Below are 24962 nucleotides of genomic sequence, written 5' to 3'. Positions count from 1 at the left end.
TCTTATGTTACGGAAAATCATATTGTTATTATCAGAGATTATATTATCTTTGAAATACTGAAAGCAATTCACAATAAGGATTATTCCGTTGTGAAAACATTCAAAGTGGTCCGGTTCTTACCGGATCACTTTTTTAAGATTATTTTTGAGCATCTAAAATTGCTTCGTTGGCTCTCTAATGCCACCTATGTAAGGTTTAAGAAATAAATTTATTAGTGTGATATTGTAATATGACTGGCTAAAAAGCCTGCTTAAAACGAGATATACTTATCTGATAGATTTTTTTGGAGAGGCTAAAACCATCCCAAACAGTTCTTCATATATAGGTTAACTTCTTGAAATGTTTTTATTAGAAATCCGCAAAGCGAAATGTTGCGCCATAACACCATCCAATTTCTCAATGGACAAAGGCTTTTTGATCCACGCAACCACAAAGTCAAATTGTAGACGTCTTTTCTGAAACCAAGTTTCGTTAGCTGTGCTTAATATGACAACTTTAAGGCTGAGTGAATATTCTTTGATAAGTTGTTGCAAACAGTGCAATAACTCCCATCCATCCATATGAGGCATGTGAATATCCAGAAAAATTAAGTTGATATCTCGACGAAAAAAATCATAATACTCTTTGAAATAAGAAATAGCTTCTTTGCTGCAATTGAACTTATGGATTTTTCCAAACGTTCCATGTTTTAGCAATAAATAATGATTCAAAAAATTGGTCGTTTTATTATCATCAATTAAAAAAGTATGTCCAATCGGTGTCTTCATTTTGTGCTTTTATCTATTTCAAAGCTCATAATAATCAATTAGTTGAACTGATTATAGAGAAAGAAAAACTAAGAGATTCGGATTAACGTATCAAATAATCGATAACAGGAAAATCAGCCCCTGAAAGTCGCTCAATAATTCTGAGGTAATAAAAGAACAAAAGAATATTTTTATTTTGCTACTGTAAAGGTAAAAGTCGTCCCACTACCAATTTGGGAATCAACAGTAATGGTTCCTTTTAATGTTTCCACCAGTTTCTGTACTGTTGAGAGTCCAATCCCATGCCCTTTGTTTCCATCTCTGTCTAAGTGACCAACGGTCGTAAATAATTCAAAAATAGAATCTATTTGATTAGGTTCTATACCAATACCATTATCACGAACGCTGAATTCATAGAACTCAGGGAACACGGAGGCATCGATGAAGATTTGAATAGGGTCCTTGTCGTTGTATTTAAGACTATTAGCAATGAGGTTTAAAAAAATCTGTTCTAGGGCAATTCGATTACAAGTAGCTTCTATATTAAGGTCTGGTAAGTGTACTTCGCAGTCATATTTTATATGTAACAGCTCAACAATATTTTCTAAAAGGGTGTTTACGTCAAAAGATTCAACATTACTTCTGTTATATGCAGTGCTCTCATAGTGCTCCAATATATTTGTAATATAATTACTTAACGATAACGCGGACTTCTTAATGTATGATAGATATCTAGATCCGGACTCATCCAGATTAGCTCCATATTTTTGCTGTAATAGATCGGAAGTAATGATCATATTAGACAATGGCATCTTCATATCATGAGATGCTACACCCGCAAAATCCTTCAGTAAATTATTGTGTTTTTCCAGATTTTCTTTGGTTTCTTTCAGTTCATTATTTGCCTTTCTTAATTCAAATAACTTTTCCACCTGTAACGCTAAATTCTTGAGCGCTTTTTCTTGCTCAGGCGAAAGGGTATTAGGCTTATCGTCAATGACACATAAGGTTCCTAAAGCATGACCTTCTTTATCCAACAAGGGAACACCTGCGTAAAATATGACAGGTGTGTCTGAGAGTGTTAAGGGATTGTCATGAAAACGCTCGTCCTTGGTTGCATGCGGAATGATAAAAGTTTCTCGAGGGTTGTTGATAGCATGCGCACAAAATGAATGATCTCTGTGGGTTTCGGACAGAGGCATGTTTTTTCTGGACTTAAACCATTGTCGTTCTTCATCTATGAGAGATACTAAAGAGGTATTTGTATTACAAATAAAAGCAGCTAGTTCCGTAATGTTATCATATTCATTTTCTGGAAGTGTATCCAGTATTTGAAGATTTTTTAATGCAATAAGACGGCTGTTCTCGTTTTCAGACTTTAAAGGAGAAATCATACAGGGGGTACAAAAAATTAAAAGATGTGTGTGTGTGTTGCAAAAATACTTTTTTTTGAACGAAAGCGTTTTAAGGCTTGATCTTATTTTAAGTAATTTCCATTAGAATTAATAACGAAATGTTAAATGTCTCTTTTGCTATTTATTTTAAGCAAAAGGCGCATAATCTCTTCGTTCATGCTGTACTGTTACCCATTGTAATCTGGTAAACTCTTCTAGCACAAAGTCGCCACTAAAACGACCAATCCTGATCCTTTTTCACCACCAAAAGGAGCGTTTGCTTCATCATTTACTGTTTGATCATTGATGTGGATCATACCGGTTTCTACACTTCTGGCAAAGGCTGTTCCTTTTTCTATGTCCTTGGTGTGCAAGGCTCCGCTTAAGCCAAAATCCTTGGAGTTGGCTATACTTAGCGCCTCTTCTTCAGTTTTGAAGCGAATAATAGGTGCAACCGGTCCAAAAATTTCATTTTCTGCAATTGGCATATCATCTGTTACAGGATCTAAAACGGTAACTTCTAATAAGGCGTCTTTTGCATTTCCACCCAAAATAATTTTTGCGCCGGCTTTCTTACTGGCCTCAATATCTTTTTGAATTCGTGCTACCTGATCCCTATTAATTAAAGGTCCAATAATAACCTCTTGATCCATGGGGTTGCCTGATTTTAAAGCTTTGGCTTTTTTGACAAATTTAGAAACAAATTCATCCGCAACTTCCTCATGGATAACAAGCCGATTAATGGACATGCATATTTGTCCTTGATGTATAAATTTTCCAAAAATCGCTGCATCGACCGCTTTTTCAATGCCCGCATCTTTCATAACAATAAAAACATTATTTCCACCTAATTCTAGTGACACGCGCTTTAATGCTTCCCCGGCAAGCTTACCAATATTTTTTCCAACAGGAGTAGAACCGGTAAAAGATATCAATTTTGGCGTTGGATGTTTGACAAAGTAATCACCAATATGAGATCCTCTGCCTATAACTACATTAAGCACATCTTTTGGTAGTCCTGCTTCTTCAAAAAGTTTGGCGAGTAGGGTTGCTCCTGTAACGGGAGTTTGCGATGCCGGCTTAATAACTATAGTATTACCCAATGCGATAGCAGAGCCAACAGAACGCATGGATAGATGCAAGGGGAAGTTCCACGGACGAATAATACCGATAACACCTAGAGGTTTACGATATACACGACTTTCTTTTCCCGGGATTCCCGAATTAAAGATAAATCCGTGAGATCGTAACGGAAAAGAGGAAGCTTCTCTAAATGCTAATACATGTTTGGAACTCTATGGATGCTTTTGTAAAGGTACTACCTGATTCTTTTATCAACCATTCGATAATTTCTTCTTTTCGATCTTGCATCACATGGGTAAGCTTATGGAGAACTTCTGATCGTTCTTGAGGTAGCGTTTGACTCCATGTTTTAGCAGCTTGGTCTGCGGCTGCGTAAGCTTTGTCCACTGCTGCTTGAGTGGCTCCTTTTATGGTGTCGATTTTATCGCCCGATTAGGGATTTCTGTTTTCTATATCGGATGATGACTTCTTACTTTCTTCCCACGAACCATTGATATATTGCAAGTGTAATCCTGTATACTTTTTCATTAATCTATTTTTTTAAAATTAAGAAAGGGGTTCAGCTCTGAGTGTTGCTTTAACAAAGTTTAACCCTGTCTGATTAAATTCGTACTAAATAGGTTATTGATTTTGAAGTAGGCAGCTTACTATTTATACTAATTAAAATGCGGAGAAACGAAGGTTTCTGTCACTGGTCGGAAATCGATCTGATAGTTATTCTATAAAGTAATCGGAAGCGTTTTTTGTTAGTACTTTTTGGATACTAATAAAACCTGAATGAAAGAACAGTATACAATTTTAGATATTCATGAACTTCGAAGAAAAATTCGAGACTTGATAACCTTTGTTATCTTAGAAAGCAACAATTTTGACGGAGCCGATCAAAAGAAGATTTTTATATAAAACTATATAAAGCAGTTAGTAAAATAAGAGACAATTAAAGAAACACTATTCCATACGTATTAAACAAGATTTTAATATCGATATGGATTGAGTTTATAAATTGGTTTTGAAATATAGTTTATCTTTAAAGCGTTGAACTATTTTAACCCTTATTCTTAACCTTCAAAATTACTATCTGTGTCCCAAGAAACATATATTAAACAATTAGAGAATGAAAAAGAGATTCTCCAGAATAGACTTAATCAAATTGAAGCTGAAAAAAAGCGCAAAAAAAAGATGGGCTTCTGGTTACTTAAAAAATCAAGTATTCCACTTTTAGGAATCCGATTAAAAAAAAGTATACAAAACGCAATAGTTGAATATAAACATTCTAAATCGTTGTCTGTGGACACCGTAGCAGATGTATCATCAAATATCATTTATCGGTTTACACGTATCGGTATCTTTGCATTTTTTATGACGGTAGTTCCCTCTTTGATCCTGATTTTTCAGACCTCGTTATTGTATAATCAGAACAAGTACATTAATAATCAAACCAGTTTGATCGAAGCAGACCGAAGGTCATCCTTAGTATTTTTGATGGGTGATGTATTGGGGGACCTAAATGAAGAGCTAAAGTATAAAGGATCCGGTGCCCGTAATATTAGTAAAACCTTAGAAGCTCGTATAGTCAGCTTATGTATGGCTATGAAGCCCTATCGTTATATTGATGATGGTGCGCTGATAAAGGACCCTATTAGTCCTGAGCGTGGACAATTGCTGTTTAGCTTATTGAAAAGCGATTTGAGTGCTGAATCTTCTCAAGATATTCTAAATTCCGCTGATTTTCACTACACAGATTTAAAATTGGTCAATCTGGGGCGAGATGCGCGATTAAAGTATGCTAGATTGGATTTTTCTGATTTCAGCAACGCCCAAATGCCGGCAGCAAATCTTGAGCGGGCAGAGTTGAATAATGCCATTTTAAGCGGCATAAATTTGTCGGATGCAACCCTTAAAAATGCTAAAATGCGCCGTGCAAATCTAGAAAGGGCTGAATTGTTAAGTGCAGACTTAACCAATACTAATCTTACACAGGCCAATTTAAAAGGTGCAGATCTTTCTGAAGCAAAGCTATGGGGTACAAATATTATCAATGCCAATTTGGAAGATGTAATTTTAGATAATGCAATCGTACACCGAAGCGACTGGCTCAGCATACTTTCGGACTCCTTAAATGTTCGAGGTGCTTCGCACATAAGGGATACCTATAAACTGGTTAAGCAGGGTAAGCAACAATATTTGCTTCAACGTAAATAAGTTTTAGCTTAACAATTACCTGGTAGATTTTTTTAAGAATTTATTTGGATGCGAATTAATGATCGATCAATCTATTTTGATTTGGAAGAAGCTTAAGATATATTAAATTTTTCATAAGATTAATTTCAAGAGTGCAAAAGATAATTCAAAACTGTAGTTTGCCTATATTAAAATAATGCAGAAAGATGACACGAGATATTAACGATATTATTAGGGAAAGACGTTCTGTTTTTCCCGCCCAATATATTGAGAAGCCAATCGACAAAGCATTGATTGATCAAATATTGGAAAATGCAAACTGGGCACCAACCCATAAAAAAACAGAACCTTGGCGATTTAAAATTTTTAGAGAGGAAGCTAAGGATAGATTAGGAGAATTTTTAGCTAATACTTACTTAGATATTACTCCTGATGATAAATTCTCTCCCTTTAAATATAAAAAAATAGTAGATAAATGTAAAGCAACAGATACAATTGTTGCGATATGTATGCAGCGCGACCCAAAGGAAAGAGTTCCCGAATGGGAAGAGGTCTCAGCAGTTGCTATGGCAGTGCAGAATATGTGGTTAACTTGTGAGGTGAATGATGTAGGTTGTTATTGGAGTAGTCCGGCGCTAAAAGATTACCTGTCAGATCTGCTTACCTTAGAGGAGGGGGAACGATGTTTAGGCTTTTTCTATATGGGGTATTATAAAAAGGATGAAAAAGGAGAATCTAAAAGAGGAAGTATTCTCAATAAAACAGAATGGGTGCAGTTTTGATGTATAATAAAAAAACCATCCTTGGTAACAAGGATGGTTCATTGTAATCTATTGAAATACTATGACTATTGATTCATAGCATCTTTAGTGTCTTCTTTAGCTTTTTCTAAAGCATCACCAGCTTCTTCGATAGCTTTGTCAGCTTCTTCTACTGCTTCTTTTGCAGCATCACTAGCGTTTTCACCTGCTTCTTCTAAAGCATCACCAGCTTCTTCTAAAGCTTTATCTGCTTCTTGAACAGCATCAGTAGCTGCTTGAGTTGCCTCATCAGCTGCGTTTTCGATTGCTTCACCAGCTTCTTCGGCTTTGTTTGCAGTTTCTTTACATGAAGTAACTGATAATAATAATACAGCTACTGCTCCTAAAAATAAATTTTTCATAATTGATAGATATAGTTAATGGGTTATTTAACGCCAAATCTAGTGTATTATTTTATTTATTTAAAATTTTATTACGCATACATAATAAAATTAATTAAAAAATTGAGCTTCAGCTACTTTATTTAGGAATACAATAGCATCTATGAATATAAGAAGCATGACTGTTGAATTAAGGAATCATGGTCTTTTCAGTAAGGTATTTCCAGTACCTTAGAGGAATATGTTGCACATGTAACTTTATGTTTTTTCTCGAAGCTATATTTACCTTTTCAAAGTAGGTATTCCATAATTTTTGATACTTAAATTCTTTAGAACTTAATAAATTTGTATGAATCTTAGGCTGAGGTTTTGTAAGCATGTCGATGGTCACTAGCTTGACTTCTCTTAAATCATAATGAATTCCATACAGTCTTTTGACATCATAAATTAACCATTTTTGATCTGCGTATCGATCTTTGAAGTGTGCCGAAATCAAGGGTAGTACATTGAAATCCGGTTCTACATACGCCACATATTCATCGTCTATAGTATGCTGAAAACGAACGAAAGCCTCCATTCGGTGTTTTTCTCTGTGAACCATTTTGGCTACTTGACTAATTTTTAAAATGGTTGGATTACTATAATCATTTCCCTTACCTTTCTTACTTTTAAAACTATGGATAAAGTAGGTCGCCAAAGTATTTTCCATCCCTTTGATCTCACTAAGAAATACTTTTAAAATCTGTTGCTGCTGATTCTTTGTACTATTTTTTTTAAAACCGGTCCATACGCGATCAGCTTTTATTGCATCCGTAAAAACCTCCTGTGAATTTCCAAAGAGGTCAGAAGTAGCTTCTCCATTTCTTTCAATAGAGAAATCGTTTAATCGTTCTTCAAAGATTATAAATATACATGTTAGGAGACCTTCAAAACTTCCGTCATATAATAATTTTATTAGCATATTAATAGTAAATGAACATTAAAACAAACTCAATTGTTGGTCAAAGTGTTTTTGATACTTGCTTTTAGAGTTTAGAAGAATTAATTGTTTTAAGTGATCAGCAGTATATTCTTTTCTATTAAACTCACGCGAATTACAGATTATAAAATATTGAGCACGATTAAAAGCGATACCAATTGCTTTTAAATGAGACCAATCCAGATTTCTAAAACGTCTGGCTTGAATTATTTTATTAACAGACTGCATACCAATTCCTGGAACTCTAGCAATCAGACGTTTGTCGGCCTTATTAATATCGATAGGAAACAAATGTAAATTACGAAGCGCCCAACTCAATTTGGGATCAATATCTAACTCTAAATTCTTATGGTCTTCATTAAGTAGCTCAGACACGTTAAAACCGTAAAAACGAAGCAACCAATCGGTTTGATATAACCTGTTTTCTCTCAAAATTGGAACTTCGGAACCTATAGAGGGAAGCCTGTTATCGGTACTAATAGGAATATAACCTGAGTAATATACCCGTCTCATATTATAATTTTTGTAATAATGTGAAGCTGAGTACATAATATCCCTATCACTTTCTCCTGTTGCGCCAATAATCATTTGAGTACTTTGACCGGCAGGGGCATACCTCGGTGTTTTTTTTATGATTTTTCTCTCTGTATTATATTGAATAATTTCATTTTTTACTTTCAGCATGGGCTTGATAAAGTCCTTATGGTCTTTATCAGGAGCTAATAATTTTAAACCGGATATCGTAGGTATTTCTATATTAACACTTAGGCGATCCGCGTATAACCCGGCCTCTCTCATTAACTCATCGCTGGCACCCGGAATTGATTTCAGGTGAATGTAGCCATTAAAGTTTTCCTCCAAGCGTAATTTTTTAGCCACTTGAACCAACCGTTCCATCGTGTAATCAGCACTTTTGAAAATTCCGGAACTTAGAAAAAGCCCTTCAATATAGTTGCGACGGTAAAAATTAATCGTGAGATCTACAACTTCCTGAATTTTAAAAGCTGCTCGTTTAATATCATTACTTTTTCTTGTTACGCAATATGCACAATCAAAAATACAGTGATTAGTAAGCAGAATTTTTAACAAAGATACACAGCGACCATCCTCTGTGTAGCTATGGCATATTCCACTATTCGTAGCATTTCCTAATCCTTTGGTAGCGTTTGTACGTTTTGCACCACTACTGGAACAGGAAACGTCATATTTTGCTGCGTCCGCCAGGATAGACAACTTTTCTTCAATACGATCAAACGACATAATTAATTTCCTTATCCAATGGGTTATGCGTTTTTATAGCTCTAAAAATTTCTTCACTATCTACCAAGATTTGGTGATCAGTAAAACGCAGCACATGAAGATTTAAAGAAGGAATTAGAAGTTTTTTAGGACGATCTTGATTCACAATTTCTGGGAATTCATGAGCGTACCCATCAATTTCGATAGCCAGACGCAACGACGGATGGTAAAAGTCAAAAGTATAATTGCCTATTTTATAATTTCTTTTAAATGAAAACCCTTTTTGAGTAAATGCAAGGGCTAGTTGATCAAGAGCACCCATTGTATTATTCAAGGAATATTTTACTACTTGCTCTTTGACGGGAATATGAGTTGATACTACGTTCATTTTGTTCTATTTTGTAAAGATTCCAAATTTATGGAAATATTCCATTAAAATAAAAATTTATAACTGTTAAAATTGGAAATATTCCAAAAATTGATATATTTGTTACGAGCATTTCCAAAAACATATATTTTATTATGGAACATTCAACCAACCAAACCATTAAGCGTTTCAAACAGATACGCGAGGAGAAACATTATACGCAGTCTGAATTCGCCAAGGTGCTGGGAATTAAAAATTCTACGGCAGATATAGAACGTGGAAAAACGAAAATTTCTGGTAGAGTGGTGGCTAATTTATTACGTGAATTTAGTTTAAATCCTTTATGGTTGTTTGGTGAGAGTGAACAAAAAAATATCAAATTATCTGCTGTGGATGTAGCACCAAAAGTGGTGACTGTTGATGCAGAGGATAATGAGAATATTGTATTGGTGAATGTGAAGGCTGCCGCGGGGTATCCACAAAATGTGCAGGATGTGGAGTGGTATCAACAATTGCCGGCGTTTAACATACCCTTGTCTGAATATCGCAATGCTACATACCGAGGTTTTCAGGTTGAAGGGGATAGTATGCTGCCCGTTTTAGAGCCTAAAGAGTGGGTCATAGGAAAAGCCATTTCCAATTTATCTGAAGTGACGGATAATAACATGTATGTCATTGTTTTAGAGGATAGTGTGTTGGTAAAAAAGATTCGTAAAAGCCCTGATGCAAGTACGCTTACCTTGGTCTCCTTGAATCCTGAATATTTACCTTACCCAATACAATCTCATCAGATCATGGAGTTATGGGAAGTGAATAGCAAGTTGAGTTTTAATGTAGATTCACAGACCGATAGTGCTAGCTTGAAGCAACTGCAAGAAGCAATGAAGACACTTACATCTGAGGTTCGAAGTCTAAAAAATTAAATTTATAGGATCAGTCCTATATTGCGAGCATGTTCCTCGGCTTCTTCAGAGGTTTTTACTTGAAGCATTGGCGTAGTCTTAAAATTGTCTACAATACTTTGAATACGTTGAAAGCGCTTTGCATGATTTACACTTCGTACATAAATTGCTAGAATTCTATCAGGAAATTGCTTAGCAATTTTGGTGTAAATGTCTGCATCTTTTTCTCCGCTGTCACCAATCAAAACAAATTTTAAATCAGGGTATATCCGGAGCAAATTTATAATCTCTCGTTCTTTGTGCGGAAGTTTGACTTTAGGTTTTCTTTCAAATGGATTTCTAAAATCCCGCAGCAATATTGGTCCTTTAGGAAAATAATGTCGTTTTAAGAAGGCTGTTAGATAATCATATAAATTCCAAGGGCTGTTACTAATATAAAAAAATGGATTCAATGGTTCTTTAAGTGTACCCAATTGAAGTTTTTTGTAGAACTGTGAAGTCCCTTCCAGCGGCATACGCTTATCAAAATTTCTAAAAAATGTGTTTCTAATGAGTCGCCACTTCATAAAGGATGCAACTCCTGTATGTAAAATGGTGTCATCGATGTCACTTATAATTCCATAGTTGGCTTTTGACGATGGTATAATCATTTCACCTTCAAAAATATTATTCTTTATGATTGGTGAGGAATCATCATCAAAGGATGCCACATACTTGACCCAACCTTGATTATCTGCCAGTTCATGTAATTTTTCAATATCACGATCAAAAACATAATATCCTTCTTTATCCGTCTTTGTAGAGAATTTTAAACCATTAGATAGTTTTAGAAGGAGTTCAGTATTACGAATTTCGTCACTTTCAAATTGCTTATAAATATTAATTAGTGTACGCCACTGATTTAAATCATTGATGAATTCAACATTTCGAAACTCTAAAGCTCTTCCTAATGCTCTAAAATGAGAAGGTGTACCGTAACTTAAATAAGAATTGATGCGTAAAGGTTTTCTTCTAAACATGGAAATATCTTGTAGGGCTAAAGATAAAAAAACCTCGTCGAGAGACGAGGTTATCAATCAATTTTTGATTTATTTTAAGGAGTTTTTAAGTTTTTCAATATCCGCCCTAACCGAGGTTTCTGAACCTGCATAGGTCTCTTTAAAACTTTTTCCATCTTTTACATAAAGAACCGTAGCGGTAGCTTTATCTTCTATCACGCTGATCTCCACTTCAAAATTGGCAACATTAAGAGCTTCGATTGATTCAATTACCTGATTGGGAGATAACTCAGCATCCGAATGATGACCACCTAGTATCGGCGCAATCACCAATCCTATTAAACATGTCAATTTAATTAGGATATTCATTGATGGACCAGAAGTGTCTTTAAAAGGATCTCCTACGGTGTCACCTGTAACAGCAGCTTTGTGAGCTTCAGATCCCTTAAATGTCATTTTTCCATCAATCTCCACGCCAGCTTCAAATGATTTTTTGGCATTATCCCAAGCACCACCAGCATTATTTTGAAAAATAGCCCACATCACACCAGATACGCATACGCCAGCCATATAACCTCCTAGCGGTTCTGCACCAAAGAATGCCCCTATAAGAATAGGGCTGATAATGGTTATTAATCCTGGTAATATCATTTCTTTTAAGGCTGCTTTTGTGGAAATATCTACACATTTTGCATATTCCGGAGTACCCGTTCCTTCGAGAATCCCTGGAATTTCTCTAAACTGTCTGCGGACCTCCTGAACCATTTCCATGGCAGCTTTTCCTACAGATTTCATTGCCAGAGCCGAGAATACTACAGGAATCATTCCTCCGACAAATAATGCCGCCAAGACATCAGCTTTAAAAATATTAATACCATCAATTCCGGTAAATGTCACATATGCCGCAAATAGAGCTAAAGCAGTTAAGGCTGCCGAAGCAATTGCAAACCCTTTACCAACGGCCGCGGTGGTATTCCCTACAGAATCTAAAATATCTGTTCGTTCCCTTACATGATCTTCCAAATTGCTCATTTCTGCAACTCCGCCAGCATTATCCGCGATAGGACCAAAGGCATCGATTGCTAGTTGCATGGCTGTCGTTGCCATCATGGCCGAAGCAGCTAAAGCTACCCCGTAAAATCCGGCAAGTTCGTAAGATCCATAAATTGCAGCAGCGAATAACAAAACAGATAAAAACGTCGATTTCATACCAACGGCTAATCCTGCAATAATATTGGTAGCAGCACCTGTAGAACTGTTTTTAACGATGTCTAAAACCGGCTTTTTACCTAAACTGGTGTAATGAGCCGTTACCATAGAAATTAACGCCCCTACCGCTAGTCCGATAATACAGGAGTAGAAAACATTCATGGATGGAATTGTTTTTGATCCTTCGCCAAAAAAGTTCATCTGCATCGTCTCCGGAAGCATGTACTGAATCAAAAAGTAACTGGCGATAACGGTTATTAATATAGCTCCCCAATTTCCTATATCTAGTGCACGTTGTACCTGAGCTTCTTTAGCATCATTATTCTTAATAGAAACTAGAAATGTTCCAATAATGGATGCTAAGATACCCACTCCGGCTATAACGATAGGAAGCAAAATAGGTCCCATATTATTAAAGTCATCTGTAAACTGAGTGGTGGCAGACATATCGCGAATAACATAATTACCTAATACCATTGCGGCTAAAACTGTAGCGACATAGGAACCAAATAAATCTGCGCCCATACCGGCAACATCTCCCACATTGTCACCCACGTTGTCAGCTATAGTTGCCGGGTTCCTAGGATCATCTTCAGGAATTCCGGCTTCTACTTTTCCAACCAAATCAGCGCCAACATCTGCTGCTTTAGTATAGATGCCCCCACCAACACGTGCAAATAGCGCAATGGATTCTGCACCAAGAGAGAAACCTGCCAGTGCTTCCAGAACAATAGTCATGTTTCCATAGAAATCACCGGTTGATGACATGAAATGGTTGGTGAAGAAAAGAAAGAACAGGCTTAGACCTAAAACAGCCAAACCGGCTACGCCTAAACCCATTACCGTTCCGCCACCGAAAGAAACTTTCAAAGCTTGCGGTAAACTTGTTTTTGCAGCTTCTGCAGTTCTTGCATTTGCTTCGGTAGCGATTCGCATACCAATGTTACCTGCAAGCGCTGAAAAAATAGCTCCTATTACAAACGCAGGGACGATCATCCAGCTGGTAGTTTCAACAAACATTGAAATCCCAAAAAGTGCGATGGAAGCGATAAGTACAAAAATCAGAAGTAATTTATATTCTGCAGAGAGAAATGCTAGGGCGCCCTCTTTGATACTTTTAGAGATTTGCTGCATTTTTTCGCTTCCCGGAGATTGTTTTTTTACCCAGGACATTTTTATGAGCATAAAGAGCAATCCCAGTATAGCTAAGGCTATGGGGATTAGGATCATGTTTGATTGCATATAGTTTGTATTTAGTTAATGAAGTTTAAATGTAGTAAAATTCATTTAAATACAAAAAGCGCAATATTTTATGTAAAATATTGCGCTTTTAGGATAATTATATACTGTTTTTAGCTGATGCTAAAAAGTCCTTTAGGTTTGTCTGCCAAATCTTCAAAGCGTTTTACACAAGCTTTGATAATATCTTTGGCGGCACTTTGATTACCCCAATCCCCAACATCAACTTTTTTCTTTTCAAGATCTTTGTAAACCTGGAAAAAATGTTCAATTTCTTTGATTAAATGAGGGTTTAGTTCACTAAGATCAGAAATGCTATTTGCTATCGGATCAGAGATAGGAACACAAATGATTTTTTCATCCGGACCTTTTTCATCTGCCATGTGAAATACTCCGATTGGTTTAACTTCCATCACACAACCTGGAAAAGTAGGTTCTGTAACTAATACCAAAACATCCAAAGGATCTCCGTCTAGGGCTAAAGTTTCAGGAATGAAACCATAATCTGCCGGGTACATCATAGAAGAAAATATCATACGATCGTATCGTATTTTCTTTATATCAAAATCGTATTCGTATTTATTTCTACTTCCTTTTGGAATTTCGATCAAAACGTCAAAACTCTCGCGTGTTGCTGCGCTCATATTTATTCTACTTTTAATGGGCGGCAAATATAACAATTACAGGGGGTTGGATAAAGGTTAAACTTAAATTTTATCCAAAATTATTAATTTTTTAAAGTACGATAAGCAATATTCAGACCTATGAGGTGTTTGAGTGCAAGGTTAACTAATTTGAAACCAGTTAATTATTGTTTTTTTTTAGAAATAAAAGCCAAAGGATCCAGTAACACCAAAACTACGAGCATCAGGGTTATCAAAGTAATTACCCCTAAAATGAAAATCAATTCTGAAAATTTTAAAAATGTTTCCAACACCAACACTATATTCCCAGTAAATTTCCTCGTCAGGAGCAATTAGGAGTAGCTCAGAGGGTTCACTAAGTAATCTGTTCTCATCGGATAATTCTCCCCAAACACCTCTAACGCCTACAAGCTCTCTAAGATTGAGTTCTCTTAATAGCGGAATTCTTGAAAAAATTCGGCCGTTGAAGTTATGTTCTAAATGAAGGGATGTATACGTATCTGTTACAAATTCATAAAAATTAAGTAATGGAAAAGTATTATAGATCGAGAGATATGTCTGATTTCCCGGAACCACACTTAATAAACCTAATGGTACATTACCAAAGGTTTTACCCACTTCTAAGGAGCTATTTAACTTCCCAAACCCACCAACATTCCATGGTTGTCTATAAAAAAACTGTAGTTTTTCATATTCAAAATCACTTTCAGCAATACCTTTAAGCCCTGCACTGTAATTTAAAAAGAGCTGAGCGTAGTCTCCGTCATTCACGATAATTCTATCCACACCATAGCCGGTAGTTTTACGTCCCGGGGAATAGGTAATCTTGGTAGAGATTTCGGTTTGCTTAATCTCGGATTTTAGTTCATTAGTTTCAGGGTCATAAAAATCTAAACTAAATAAATCTCTATCGGCAGGTTTCAATTTCCTAAAAGATCCTGTGATACCAATTGTTAGATTTTTACGAGGTTCAATTTCCAGAGAAAGTGCGGTCAGATTAATTGATGTTAGGCGATTATTGTCACCTGTGGCTATAACGGATGAGGATGCTAAACTGCGACCTTCAACATCATTTGTATTGGTGAGACTGGCGCCAAGTTGTTCTACATCTCTACGATTACCTGCAGAGACGATAAGTCGCGATTTCCTGTCTAATAAATATTTTCCCGAAATTCCATATTTGAATTTTTCATCTTTAAATCCATAGGCACCATACCCTTCGATCCTCCACTGGTCATTAGCTGTAAAATAAGTTCTACCTCCAGCCCTCAGACGAAAGCCTTCAATAGTATTGTAGCCAAACGAGGAGAATAAAGGTCCGAAATCAAATCCATTCAATTCGACATATCCTGAAGCCAAAATTGTACCTATATTATAAAGACGCTTAAATGCTTTTACCGTGCGTAAAGTGTCAAGCAGCGTGTAGACCTTTGTTTCATCTTTGTTGAGAGCTTCCATACGAGCATCCGACCAAAATTGATCATCTCGGTTGTAAACATCCTCGTTATAAGGATCAATTTGACTTTGATAGAATTTTTTATCCTTCGGTATGTCAAATTTATAGTTGTCATATAGTGTTGTTCTCTTTCCGTATACACCTCGTGATTTTTCTTTTTTGCTAAAAGCAAAATCTGACTGAAAGTAATCTTTAGTTATTAAAAAGGTGGAATCATTAAGTACATCAAATTCTTGTTCGATATAAAGATCCTTTACCCAGTTGATATTGGCACTTTTAGTCACCTCAAGACTGATTTGTTTTACAGCCCAAGTGGTGTCGTTAACCCAGAAATCTCCTTTAAAAGTGAGTTCGTTTTTACGCCTCGGATAATATACAATATTATAACACCATTTATTATCTACATAAGCACTATCAGAAAGCACATAATTATAGACGCCAATACCTGTTCTTGATAGCGGACTGGTAAAACTCTTGTCAAAAAACTTTAAATAATTATCGTAGATGTTGTAATCAGAATAAAGGTCTTTTACAAATGCAATAAGTGTTTGATTGTTGCTAAATCCTGCGTTTTTATTACCAGTTAAAACTTCCTTAGTCTCGTTGAGAATGTTGTCTCCATAAACTTTGGAGATTGCTTCATTAAGAAAGATGGGTAAATATGTTTTACCTGAAATTCTTGACGTATCGATATCATCAAATATGAATTCCATTCCGTTGAAAACACGGCTATTGATAAGGGCGCTGTCAATGGTGTTTAAATCAAATTCTAACTTCTCGTATTTGTCATACGAATATTGCTTAAATTTTTTAACTCCATTATCTCGTCTGTTCTCCCATATCTTTCTAAGAATATCAATTGCCGGATTGTTCTTTTTTGAAGTCTTGCCCTTGTATATAACTACCTCGTCAAGGGAATTCGTCTCTTCTTCTAAGAGAATCTCTATTTCATAATTAGTTTTGCGATCTAATGTAATGGTTTGAGTTTGGAAGCCTATAAACGACACTTTTATTGCATCATACGTATCATCTGATTCAATATAAAACTTACCGTTTTCATTTGTGATGGTTCCGATTGTTGAATTTTCAAAAACTACGTTAGCAAAAGGAATGGGTTGTTGGTTGGTGTCACGTACATGACCACTTACTTTGGTTTGCGCAAGAGAATATGTGCTTACAAATATCACAAAAACCCCTAAGATCCAATATTTCATCTGTTATATTTAAAAAAGGATAAAATTATACTTTAATTACAAATCACCTTTTTCAGATCTACGAAGCTTCTGTTAAGAATTTGGGTAGGAATAACTAAGGCAAACTTGGGGGTAGTCGTTAGTTTTATTTATACATTACTTTTTTTACCGCAATTTTTACATCCTCTTTATTAGGAAGCCACTGCTCAAATAAAACCGGAGAATAGGGTGTTGGAGTGTCTGCTGTATTAATTTTAATTACAGGAGCATCCAAGTAGTCAAATATGTTTGATTGAACTTGATACGTAATTTCTGAAGCGATATTGGCAAGTGGCCATGCTTCTTCCAAAATTATCAATCTGTTCGTTTTTTTTACAGATTTATAGATTGCATCCAGATCCAAGGGTCTTACTGTTCTCAAGTCAATGATTTCGCAGGAGATATTATCTTTCTCTAATTCTTCTGCAGCTTTGTAAGCTTCCTTAATTATCTTACCAAAAGATACGATTGTAACATCAGAACCTTCTCTTTTTATTTCCGCAACGCCTAAGGGGATAGTAAATTCTCCTTCAGGAACCTCTCCTTTATCACCGTACATTTGTTCACTTTCCATGAAAATAACAGGATCATTATCACGAATAGCCGATTTTAGTAATCCCTTTGCGTCTTTTGGATTTGATGGAATCACAACTTTAAGCCCGGGAGTATTGGCAAACCAATTCTCAAAAGCTTGTGAATGCGTAGCTCCTAATTGCCCTGCTGATGCTGTGGGGCCTCTAAAAACGATTGGAATATTAAATTGACCTCCACTCATCTGACGCATTTTTGCAGCGTTATTGATAATTTGGTCAATACCTACTAAAGAAAAGTTGAACGTCATAAACTCTATGATAGGCCGATTCCCATTCATAGCACTACCTACGCCGATGCCAGAGAAACCAAGCTCCGAAATTGGAGTGTCAATTACACGTTCAGCACCAAATTCATCCAGCATTCCTTTACTCGCTTTATAAGCTCCGTTATATTCTGCAACCTCTTCACCCATTAGATAAATAGATTCGTCTCGGCGCATCTCTTCGCTCATTGCTTCGCAAATTGCTTCTCTGAATTGTATCGTTTTCATTTATAAAGAATTATTTTTGTCCTGTTCGAAAGGCAAAAATAGCAATTAATACCCTTTGAGAAAGGTTGAATGCTAAAAAATTTATTATGCACGCATAGTAAATTTGACATTTTATTTGTACCTTCGTCTTAATTAATTATTACTCAAAAAAACACCAGTTATAAAATGAAAATATTAGTTTGTATTAGCCATGTGCCGGATACTACTTCAAAAATTAATTTTACTGAAGGAGATACAAAATTCGATACGAATGGAGTTCAATTTGTGATAAACCCTAATGACGAGTTTGGTTTAACACGTGCAATGTGGTTCAAAGAGAAACAAGGTGCCTCAGTTGATGTGGTAAATGTAGGAGGAGTTGAGACAGAGCCAACGTTGAGAAAAGCACTGGCTATTGGTGCAGATAATGCAATTCGTGTAAATACCGAAGCGACGGATGGTTTTTATGTAGCAAAACAAATTGCAAAAGTAGTCGAGGAAGGCGGTTATGACTTAGTTATTGCCGGGAGAGAATCCATTGATTATAATGGAGGAATGGTGCCTGGGATGATAGCAGCACTTACAGGAGCTAACTTTATAAATACCTGTATAGGTCTTGAAATTGAAGGAGATACAGCTACTGCAATACGTGAAATTGATGGGGGTAAAGAAACATCAAAAGCTAAATTGCCTTTGGTTATAGGCGGGCAAAAAGGTTTGGTTGAAGAAAGTGATTTGCGTATTCCTAACATGAGAGGGATTATGATGGCTAGAAAGAAGCCACTTACGGTAAAGGAGCCTGCAGATGTGCAGAATGAGACCAAAGCTGTTAAGTTTGAGAAGCCGGCACCTAAGGGAGAGGTTACTCTAATAGCTCCGGATAATATCGGAGAGCTAGTTGATTTGCTACACAACGAAGCAAAAGTTATATAAATAAGTAATTGTTGAAAAAATAAATCTTTCTGAAAGAGGGTTTTTTAAAAATATATAATATGTCAGTATTAGTTTATACAGAAAATGAAGGCGGCAATTTTAAGAAGGCAGCCTTTGAAGTAGCTTCTTACGCTAGAGCTATCGCAAAAATGCTTGGAACCACCGTTACCGCGGTGAGCATTGGTGCCGATCAGAATGAAGAATTGGGCGTGTATGGTGTGGATAAAGTGTTACATGTTCAGAATGATAAATTAGGAACGTTTAACGCCAAGGCATATACAGATGTTCTAAAACAAGCAGCCGAAAAGGAGGGTGCTAAAGTTATTGTAATCAGTTCAAGTGCAGATAGTAAATTTATCGCTCCTTTATTAGCTGTCCATTTGGATGCGGGGTATGCTTCTAATGTTGTTGCCTTACCAGAAAGCGCTTCTCCATTCACAGTAAAGCGCACGGCATTTACAAACAAAGCTTTTAATATAACTGAAATTAACACAGATAAAAAGGTTATCGGATTGTCTAATAATGCTTTCGGTCTTCATGAGGACAAGGTGGATGTAAAGGTGGAAAGTTTTGATCCTGCCTTATCAGACAACGATTTTACTGTAGAGGTTACATCGGTAGATAAAGCTACTGATAAAGTATCTATAGCTGATGCCGAGATTGTTGTTTCTGGAGGAAGAGGATTGAAAGGTCCGGAGAACTGGGGGATGATTGAAGATTTAGCACAGGTATTAGGAGCGGCAACAGCATGTTCAAAACCTGTGAGTGATATGGGATGGAGGCCTCACAGCGAACACGTAGGTCAAACAGGTAAGCCGGTAGCTTCTAACTTATATATCGCAGTAGGTGTCTCAGGAGCAATTCAACACTTGGCGGGAATCAACGCGAGTAAAGTTAAAGTAGTGATAAACAATGATCCTGAAGCTCCGTTTTTTAAAGCAGCAGATTACGGGATTGTCGGAGATGCCTTTGAGGTCGTACCTCAGTTAATTGAAAAATTAAAGGAATTTAAGGCGAATAACGCATAATTTTCATAAATTGTGCCCCGATTGAGGGCTGTTTGAACCTTTGTGTAAGTCCAATTGTTCAAACAGCCTTTTTCTATTAAAACACATTATGAGTTTAGTTCGTCTGAACATAAAGGGAATATCATATAGTCAAACGCAAAATGGCGCTTATGCGCTGATTTTAAGCGAAGTAGATGGGGAGCGAAAGTTACCAATAGTTATTGGAGCCTTTGAGGCACAATCAATAGCTATTGCTTTAGAAAAAGAAATTAAACCACCTCGACCATTAACGCACGATCTTTTCAAAAATTTTGCTGACCGCTTCACTATAAAGGTAAAACAGGTAATTATTCACAAATTAGTTGATGGTGTATTTTACTCTAGTATAATTTGTGAGCGTGATGAAATTGAAGAGATTGTCGATGCACGAACTAGCGACGCAATTGCTTTGGCTTTACGCTTTCAAGCGCCTATATTTACGTATAAAAATATTTTAGACCAAGCAGGTATTTATCTAAAAGTCAATCCTAAAAAGGAAGATGAGGATAGCGACGTCGAGAATTTTTTAGTTGATGAGTTAGTAGCGGAAGATATTGAACCTGAGGCTAAAGAAACTAGTTATAAAGACCTTTCAATTGAGGAGCTGAACAAAATGCTGGATCAAGCAGTGCATAGTGAGGATTATGAGCTTGCTGCTAGAATAAGAGATGAAATTTCAAAACGAGAATAGTTGTTATACTTTAGATATTTTATCTATTCTACTACAAATGATCAAACTTTTTATGAAAAAAGGATTACTCACGGGTCTATTTATATTCCTTATTGGTGCAATTGCTACAGCGCAATCAATAGAAAAAAAATGGTTACTACAAGATGCTTCAAGAGGAGTTGAAAAATTATTTAAGACTGATACGGTAGATCATTTAGAGTTTAAAGAAGGTGCTTTTTCATACACCTATAGCGCTATCGGCGAAGAGTTGAGTGGTGATTATATAAAACAAAACAAGGTATTACTTTTTTTTCCTGAAAAAGCTCAGGACTCAATCATACGATATAAGATCACAACATTAAGTGATTCGACATTAGTGCTAACTAAAGCGGGAGATAAATTTTCTTTTATAGCTGAGGAGGTAATGCTTTTGTCTGAAAACTCAACTGAAGAATCGATTATACAGCCAAATCAGGGATTTACTTTTACAAGTTTTTGGAGAGGCGTGTTAGGCATGTTCGTTTTACTATTCATAGCTTTCCTTTTTAGCAGCAATCGTAAAGCTATTAATTGGAAAACAGTTGGGATTGGACTGGTCGCTCAATTATTATTAGCTATTGGTGTTTTGAAGATTGAATTTGTACAAAATACCTTCGAATTTGTAGGTAAGATATTTGTCCTTATTCTGGATTTTACCAGAGCAGGAAGCGAATTTTTATTGGGTGGTATGATGGATGTAGATAGTTTTGGCTTTATATTCTTATTTCAAGTTTTACCGACTATAATTTTTTTCTCAGCCTTAACATCTGTGTTGTTCTATTTGGGAGTAATTCAAATAGTAGTAAGGGGTATGGCATGGGTACTTACCAAATTGATGGGGATTTCTGGAGCAGAGAGTCTGAGTGTAGCTGGTAATATATTTCTTGGGCAAACAGAAGCCCCTCTTATGATCAAAGCATATTTGGAACGCATGACGCGATCTGAAATTTTATTGGTTATGATTGGTGGGATGGCAACTGTTGCAGGTGGAGTATTAGCCGCCTATATCGGATTTTTAGGAGGGGAAGATCCTGTATTGCGATTAGAGTTTGCTAAGCATTTATTGGCTGCTTCTGTAATGGCTGCACCCGGGGCAATTGTGATTTCTAAGCTATTGTACCCACAGCAAGAAGCTATTGATACAAATGTTGAGGTTTCTTCTGAGAAAATAGGATCAAACATTCTGGATGCAATCGCCAATGGGACGACTGAAGGTTTAAAATTAGCAGCAAATGTGGGGGCTATGCTTTTGGTTTTTATCGCATTTATTGCAATGATCAATTATGGTTTTAATAAAATAGGGGTTTGGACAGGTTTAAACACTGTATTAGCAGAGAACACTCCCTATAGTGCTTTTTCACTTGAATCTATTTTGGGAATTATATTTTCACCTTTGATGTGGTTGATCGGAATAGCAAAAGAAGATATGATGTTAATGGGGCAATTATTAGGGATAAAGTTAGCGGCTAGCGAATTTGTTGGTTACATCCAGCTTGCAGATTTAAAAAACCCATTAAACCCTCTTCATCTTACTTATAATAAATCGGTAATCATGGCTACCTATATGTTATGCGGATTCGCAAATTTTGCTTCTATAGGAATTCAAATTGGAGGAATAGGTTCCTTGGCACCGGGTCAAAGAAAAGCGCTTTCCGAATTTGGAATGAAGGCCTTGCTCGGGGGTACGATTGCGTCGCTATTGTCAGCAACCATTGCAGGAATGATTATTGGCTAGTCAAGACAGTAAAATAATTTTCTTTCTATAGCTTATAAATAATAAGGTCTGGTATTCATATTTTTGTATATTTGGAAATAGAGGTAATAACTAAAAAAGAATGCCCCGTTTAGTATGAAGCAATATCTTGATCTCGTACAGCACGTACTTGAAAATGGCAATGAAAAGGGAGATAGAACCGGAACAGGAACACTAAGTGTTTTTGGGTATCAAATGCGTTTCGATCTTAGCGAAGGTTTCCCAATGGTGACTACCAAAAAATTGCATTTAAAGTCAATAATCCATGAATTGTTATGGTTTCTTAAAGGAGAAACTAATATAGAATACCTAAAAGATAACGGAGTTAAAATTTGGAATGACTGGGCAGATGAGTATGGTAACTTAGGGCCGATATATGGACATCAATGGCGAAATTGGAATGGAGATGAGGTAGATCAGATTAAAGAGCTGGTACATACTTTGAAAACTAATCCAAATAGCAGAAGGATGCTAGTTTCCGCATGGAATCCAAGTGTCTTGCCGGATACTTCAAAATCCTTTTCCGAGAATGTGGCACAAGGAAAAGCTGCATTACCTCCATGCCACGCTTTTTTTCAATTTTACGTTGCTGACAATAAATTATCTTGCCAGCTTTACCAGCGCAGTGCAGATGTTTTTTTAGGGGTTCCTTTTAATATCGCTTCGTACGCTTTATTTACCATGATGATCGCGCAGGTTTGCGATTTACAAGTGGGTGAATTTATCCATACTTTTGGAGATGCTCATATATACGATAATCACATAGAACAACTACAATTACAGCTGTCTAGAACACCTTATAAGTTACCTACTATAAAGCTCAATCCTAAGGTGAAAGATATTTTTGGCTTCGTTTTTGATGACTTTGAATTAAAAGACTATGAATCGCATCCACATATTAAAGGAGCGGTTGCAGTTTGACCCCAATTAAAACTGAAGAATTATGAAAGAACTTTTCCTCATCTTAACCCTACTTTTAACAACGAATGCTTTTTCACAAGATGGCATTATGTTGTCCCAAGAAAATGCAAATGAAAAGGGAATAACACCTATGTGGCCCAAATGTGATCGCTCTAGGCAAACACCAATTCAATGTTTTAATAATCAATTACGAACTCATATTATTAAAAATTTTGAATACCCTGAAGTAGCCAGAAAAGAGGCTCTGGAAGGAACTGTGAACGTTGAGTTTATGATTGATAAGAAAGGAAAAGTGGAGATTTTAGAGGTTACCGGAGCACATAGATATTTGCAACAGGAGGGGATTCGTATAATACGTAGAATACCAAAGATGGAACCTGCCAAATGGGGGAATAAGCCTATAGCTATTGTGTATAAAGTACCTATTACTTTTCTTAAGCCTCAATAGAAGCATCTTTTAACAACTGATTAACGCTGGATTGAACTCGATCCATTTTAAAAATACTTAAATTTGAGTGTGCATGTCGAAAAGCTTGTGCACTTTTTTTATGAGTATTACCAAGAATTTATTAGCCGATTTTCTAGAAACGCGCTCGCACTCAGAAGAGATTTGTGCTCCCTTACAAACAGAAGATTATGTTGTTCAGCCGATAGTGGATGTATCGCCGCCTAAATGGCATTTGGGTCATACTACTTGGTTTTTTGAAGAGTTTATCTTAGCTAAATTTAACGATAATTATAAACGTTTTCATTCGGAATATGATTTTGTTTTCAATAGCTATTATGAAAGCTTTGGTGAGCGCGTAGTGAGAACCGATAGAGGTAATTTGTCCAGGCCAACAGTCGAAGAAGTTTACGAATATAGAGATTATGTAACCGGTCATCTCCAAAGTTTTATGGAAGAAACGGATAATCCGGAAGTGTATGATTTGATAGAAATAGGGATCCATCACGAGAAGCAACATCAAGAATTATTGCTTACCGATATCAAGTATATTCTGGGGAATAATCCACTCCTGCCCAAATATAACGACACGTTTAATGAGAATCCTGTAACCTATGGTAAGACAAAATATCTAAAGATAGAAGAGGGAATTTATGATATAGGATATTCTGGGGAAGGATTTTGTTATGATAACGAACAAAATAATCATAAAGTATTTTTGCATTCCTTTCACATTGCTGATTCATTAGTTACTAATAGAGAGTATTTAGAATTTATCAATGCGGGTGGTTACAACAAGCCTTTACTTTGGCATGCTGAGGCATGGGATTGGATAGGTCAAAATAATATTGCTTTACCATTATATTGGTTCAAGGTTGATTCAGAATATAAACAGTATACTATGCAAGGTCTTAAAGAACTTGTTTTAGATGCTCCTCTATCTCACATTTCTTACTATGAAGCCTTTGCTTTTGCTCAATGGAAAGGGCAAAGATTACCAACGGAGTTCGAATGGGAATCTGCACAACACCTTTTTGAATGGGGTTCTCGATGGGAATGGACGGAGAGTGCTTACTTACCTTATCCCGGATACAGTAAAGCCCCAGGTGCTTTGGGTGAATATAACGGCAAATTTATGGTAAATCAAAAGGTGCTACGCGGTGGCTCAGTAGCTACATCAAAGCATCACACACGTTCGACATATCGTAATTTTTTTCATCCAACATTACGGTGGCAATTTAATGGCTTCCGATTAGTTAAAGATAAATAAGATCAAATCAT

At 36.2% G+C, this 24962-nt stretch carries 24 protein-coding genes; 11 read left to right on the top strand and 13 right to left on the bottom strand.

The annotated features are described in order from the left end of the window. Positions 1-327: 327 nt before the first annotated feature. The 4 genes from BD809_RS03510 to BD809_RS15940 form a co-directional block, all read right to left on the bottom strand. Entirely contained in the window at positions 328-768 is a 441-nt protein-coding gene (locus tag BD809_RS03510; RefSeq protein WP_148781570.1) for a response regulator, read from the bottom strand. A 170-nt stretch (positions 769-938) separates the two neighbouring features. Then, positions 939-2141: a GAF domain-containing sensor histidine kinase gene (locus BD809_RS03505; protein WP_148781569.1), complete on the bottom strand. Its 1203-nt coding sequence runs from the start codon at positions 2139-2141 to the stop codon at positions 939-941. A 215-nt stretch (positions 2142-2356) separates the two neighbouring features. Further along, a complete protein-coding gene (locus BD809_RS03500) occupies positions 2357-3358 on the bottom strand; it encodes an aldehyde dehydrogenase family protein (RefSeq protein WP_317130854.1) in 1002 nt (333 codons plus the stop codon). Positions 3359-3410: 52 nt separating this feature from the next. Beyond that, positions 3411-3644 (bottom strand): aldehyde dehydrogenase family protein, encoded by a 234-nt coding sequence (locus BD809_RS15940; protein WP_262712879.1) that lies wholly within the window; start codon positions 3642-3644, stop codon positions 3411-3413. A gap of 357 nt (positions 3645-4001) precedes the next feature. On the opposite strand from BD809_RS15940, the gene BD809_RS15935 reads away from it, so the two are divergent. The 3 genes from BD809_RS15935 to BD809_RS03490 all read left to right on the top strand — a co-directional run bounded on the left by BD809_RS15935 (position 4002) and on the right by BD809_RS03490 (position 6187). After that, the gene (locus BD809_RS15935) at positions 4002-4127 is read left to right on the top strand and encodes a hypothetical protein (protein ID WP_262712874.1); all 126 of its coding nucleotides are present in this window, start codon (positions 4002-4004) and stop codon (positions 4125-4127) included. A 177-nt stretch (positions 4128-4304) separates the two neighbouring features. Continuing rightward, positions 4305-5426 (top strand): pentapeptide repeat-containing protein, encoded by a 1122-nt coding sequence (locus BD809_RS03495; protein WP_148781568.1) that lies wholly within the window; start codon positions 4305-4307, stop codon positions 5424-5426. Between the two features lie 185 nt (positions 5427-5611). Beyond that, positions 5612-6187 carry a nitroreductase family protein gene (locus BD809_RS03490; protein WP_148781567.1) on the top strand — a complete coding sequence of 192 codons (576 nt, stop codon included), beginning with the start codon at positions 5612-5614 and terminating at the stop codon, positions 6185-6187. Positions 6188-6252: 65 nt separating this feature from the next. On the opposite strand, the gene BD809_RS03485 is transcribed toward BD809_RS03490, so the two are convergent. The 4 genes from BD809_RS03485 to BD809_RS03470 form a co-directional block, all read right to left on the bottom strand. Further along, positions 6253-6567 (bottom strand): hypothetical protein, encoded by a 315-nt coding sequence (locus tag BD809_RS03485; RefSeq protein WP_211356687.1) that lies wholly within the window; start codon positions 6565-6567, stop codon positions 6253-6255. A 169-nt stretch (positions 6568-6736) separates the two neighbouring features. Next, on the bottom strand, positions 6737-7507 hold the full coding sequence (locus BD809_RS03480) for a TIGR03915 family putative DNA repair protein (RefSeq protein WP_148781566.1): 771 nt from the start codon (positions 7505-7507) through the stop codon (positions 6737-6739). Between the two features lie 18 nt (positions 7508-7525). Then, positions 7526-8785, bottom strand: a complete 1260-nt coding sequence (locus BD809_RS03475; RefSeq protein ID WP_148781565.1) for a putative DNA modification/repair radical SAM protein — start codon at positions 8783-8785, stop codon at positions 7526-7528. Beyond that, positions 8775-9152, bottom strand: a complete 378-nt coding sequence (locus BD809_RS03470; RefSeq protein WP_148781564.1) for an endonuclease domain-containing protein — start codon at positions 9150-9152, stop codon at positions 8775-8777. The genes BD809_RS03475 and BD809_RS03470 overlap by 11 nt, the downstream gene beginning before the upstream one ends. Before the next feature lie 134 nt (positions 9153-9286). Here BD809_RS03470 and BD809_RS03465 point away from each other — a divergent pair, with 134 nt between their 5' ends. After that, entirely contained in the window at positions 9287-10054 is a 768-nt protein-coding gene (locus tag BD809_RS03465) for an XRE family transcriptional regulator (protein ID WP_148781563.1), read from the top strand. A 2-nt stretch (positions 10055-10056) separates the two neighbouring features. Here the strand turns inward: BD809_RS03465 and BD809_RS03460 are convergent, their stop codons facing one another. The 5 genes from BD809_RS03460 to BD809_RS03440 all read right to left on the bottom strand — a co-directional run bounded on the left by BD809_RS03460 (position 10057) and on the right by BD809_RS03440 (position 17895). After that, positions 10057-11052, bottom strand: coding sequence for an App1 family protein (locus BD809_RS03460; protein ID WP_148781562.1), 996 nt, complete (start codon positions 11050-11052; stop codon positions 10057-10059). A 69-nt stretch (positions 11053-11121) separates the two neighbouring features. Next, the gene (locus tag BD809_RS03455; RefSeq protein ID WP_148781561.1) at positions 11122-13482 is read right to left on the bottom strand and encodes a sodium-translocating pyrophosphatase; all 2361 of its coding nucleotides are present in this window, start codon (positions 13480-13482) and stop codon (positions 11122-11124) included. A 110-nt stretch (positions 13483-13592) separates the two neighbouring features. After that, positions 13593-14123, bottom strand: a complete 531-nt coding sequence (locus tag BD809_RS03450; protein ID WP_148781560.1) for an inorganic diphosphatase — start codon at positions 14121-14123, stop codon at positions 13593-13595. Positions 14124-14300: 177 nt separating this feature from the next. After that, complete coding sequence (locus BD809_RS03445; RefSeq protein ID WP_148781559.1) at positions 14301-16793, bottom strand: DUF5686 and carboxypeptidase-like regulatory domain-containing protein; 2493 nt, start codon at positions 16791-16793, stop codon at positions 14301-14303. Between the two features lie 124 nt (positions 16794-16917). Then, complete coding sequence (locus tag BD809_RS03440) at positions 16918-17895, bottom strand: pyruvate dehydrogenase complex E1 component subunit beta (RefSeq protein WP_148781558.1); 978 nt, start codon at positions 17893-17895, stop codon at positions 16918-16920. A 165-nt stretch (positions 17896-18060) separates the two neighbouring features. On the opposite strand from BD809_RS03440, the gene BD809_RS03435 reads away from it, so the two are divergent. The 7 genes from BD809_RS03435 (at position 18061) to egtB (ending at position 24951) form a co-directional block, all read left to right on the top strand. Further along, positions 18061-18807 carry an electron transfer flavoprotein subunit beta/FixA family protein gene (locus BD809_RS03435; RefSeq protein WP_148781557.1) on the top strand — a complete coding sequence of 249 codons (747 nt, stop codon included), beginning with the start codon at positions 18061-18063 and terminating at the stop codon, positions 18805-18807. A 59-nt stretch (positions 18808-18866) separates the two neighbouring features. After that, the gene (locus tag BD809_RS03430) at positions 18867-19835 is read left to right on the top strand and encodes an electron transfer flavoprotein subunit alpha/FixB family protein (RefSeq protein ID WP_148781556.1); all 969 of its coding nucleotides are present in this window, start codon (positions 18867-18869) and stop codon (positions 19833-19835) included. Positions 19836-19923: 88 nt separating this feature from the next. Then, complete coding sequence (locus BD809_RS03425) at positions 19924-20544, top strand: bifunctional nuclease family protein (RefSeq protein WP_148781555.1); 621 nt, start codon at positions 19924-19926, stop codon at positions 20542-20544. Between the two features lie 52 nt (positions 20545-20596). Next, a complete protein-coding gene (locus BD809_RS03420; protein ID WP_148781554.1) occupies positions 20597-22297 on the top strand; it encodes a NupC/NupG family nucleoside CNT transporter in 1701 nt (566 codons plus the stop codon). 114 nt (positions 22298-22411) lie between these two features. Then, entirely contained in the window at positions 22412-23236 is an 825-nt protein-coding gene (locus BD809_RS03415) for a thymidylate synthase (RefSeq protein WP_148781553.1), read from the top strand. 22 nt (positions 23237-23258) lie between these two features. Continuing rightward, a complete protein-coding gene (locus BD809_RS03410) occupies positions 23259-23684 on the top strand; it encodes an energy transducer TonB (protein WP_148781552.1) in 426 nt (141 codons plus the stop codon). A gap of 100 nt (positions 23685-23784) precedes the next feature. After that, on the top strand, positions 23785-24951 hold the full coding sequence (egtB, locus tag BD809_RS03405; RefSeq protein ID WP_148781551.1) for an ergothioneine biosynthesis protein EgtB: 1167 nt from the start codon (positions 23785-23787) through the stop codon (positions 24949-24951). Positions 24952-24962: the final 11 nt, after the last annotated feature.

The sequence above is a fragment of the Aquimarina intermedia genome (assembly GCF_008124785.1).
In the GTDB taxonomy this organism is placed as follows: Bacteria; Bacteroidota; Bacteroidia; order Flavobacteriales; family Flavobacteriaceae; genus Aquimarina; species Aquimarina intermedia.
This window is presented reverse-complemented; position numbering and strand designations above follow the sequence as displayed.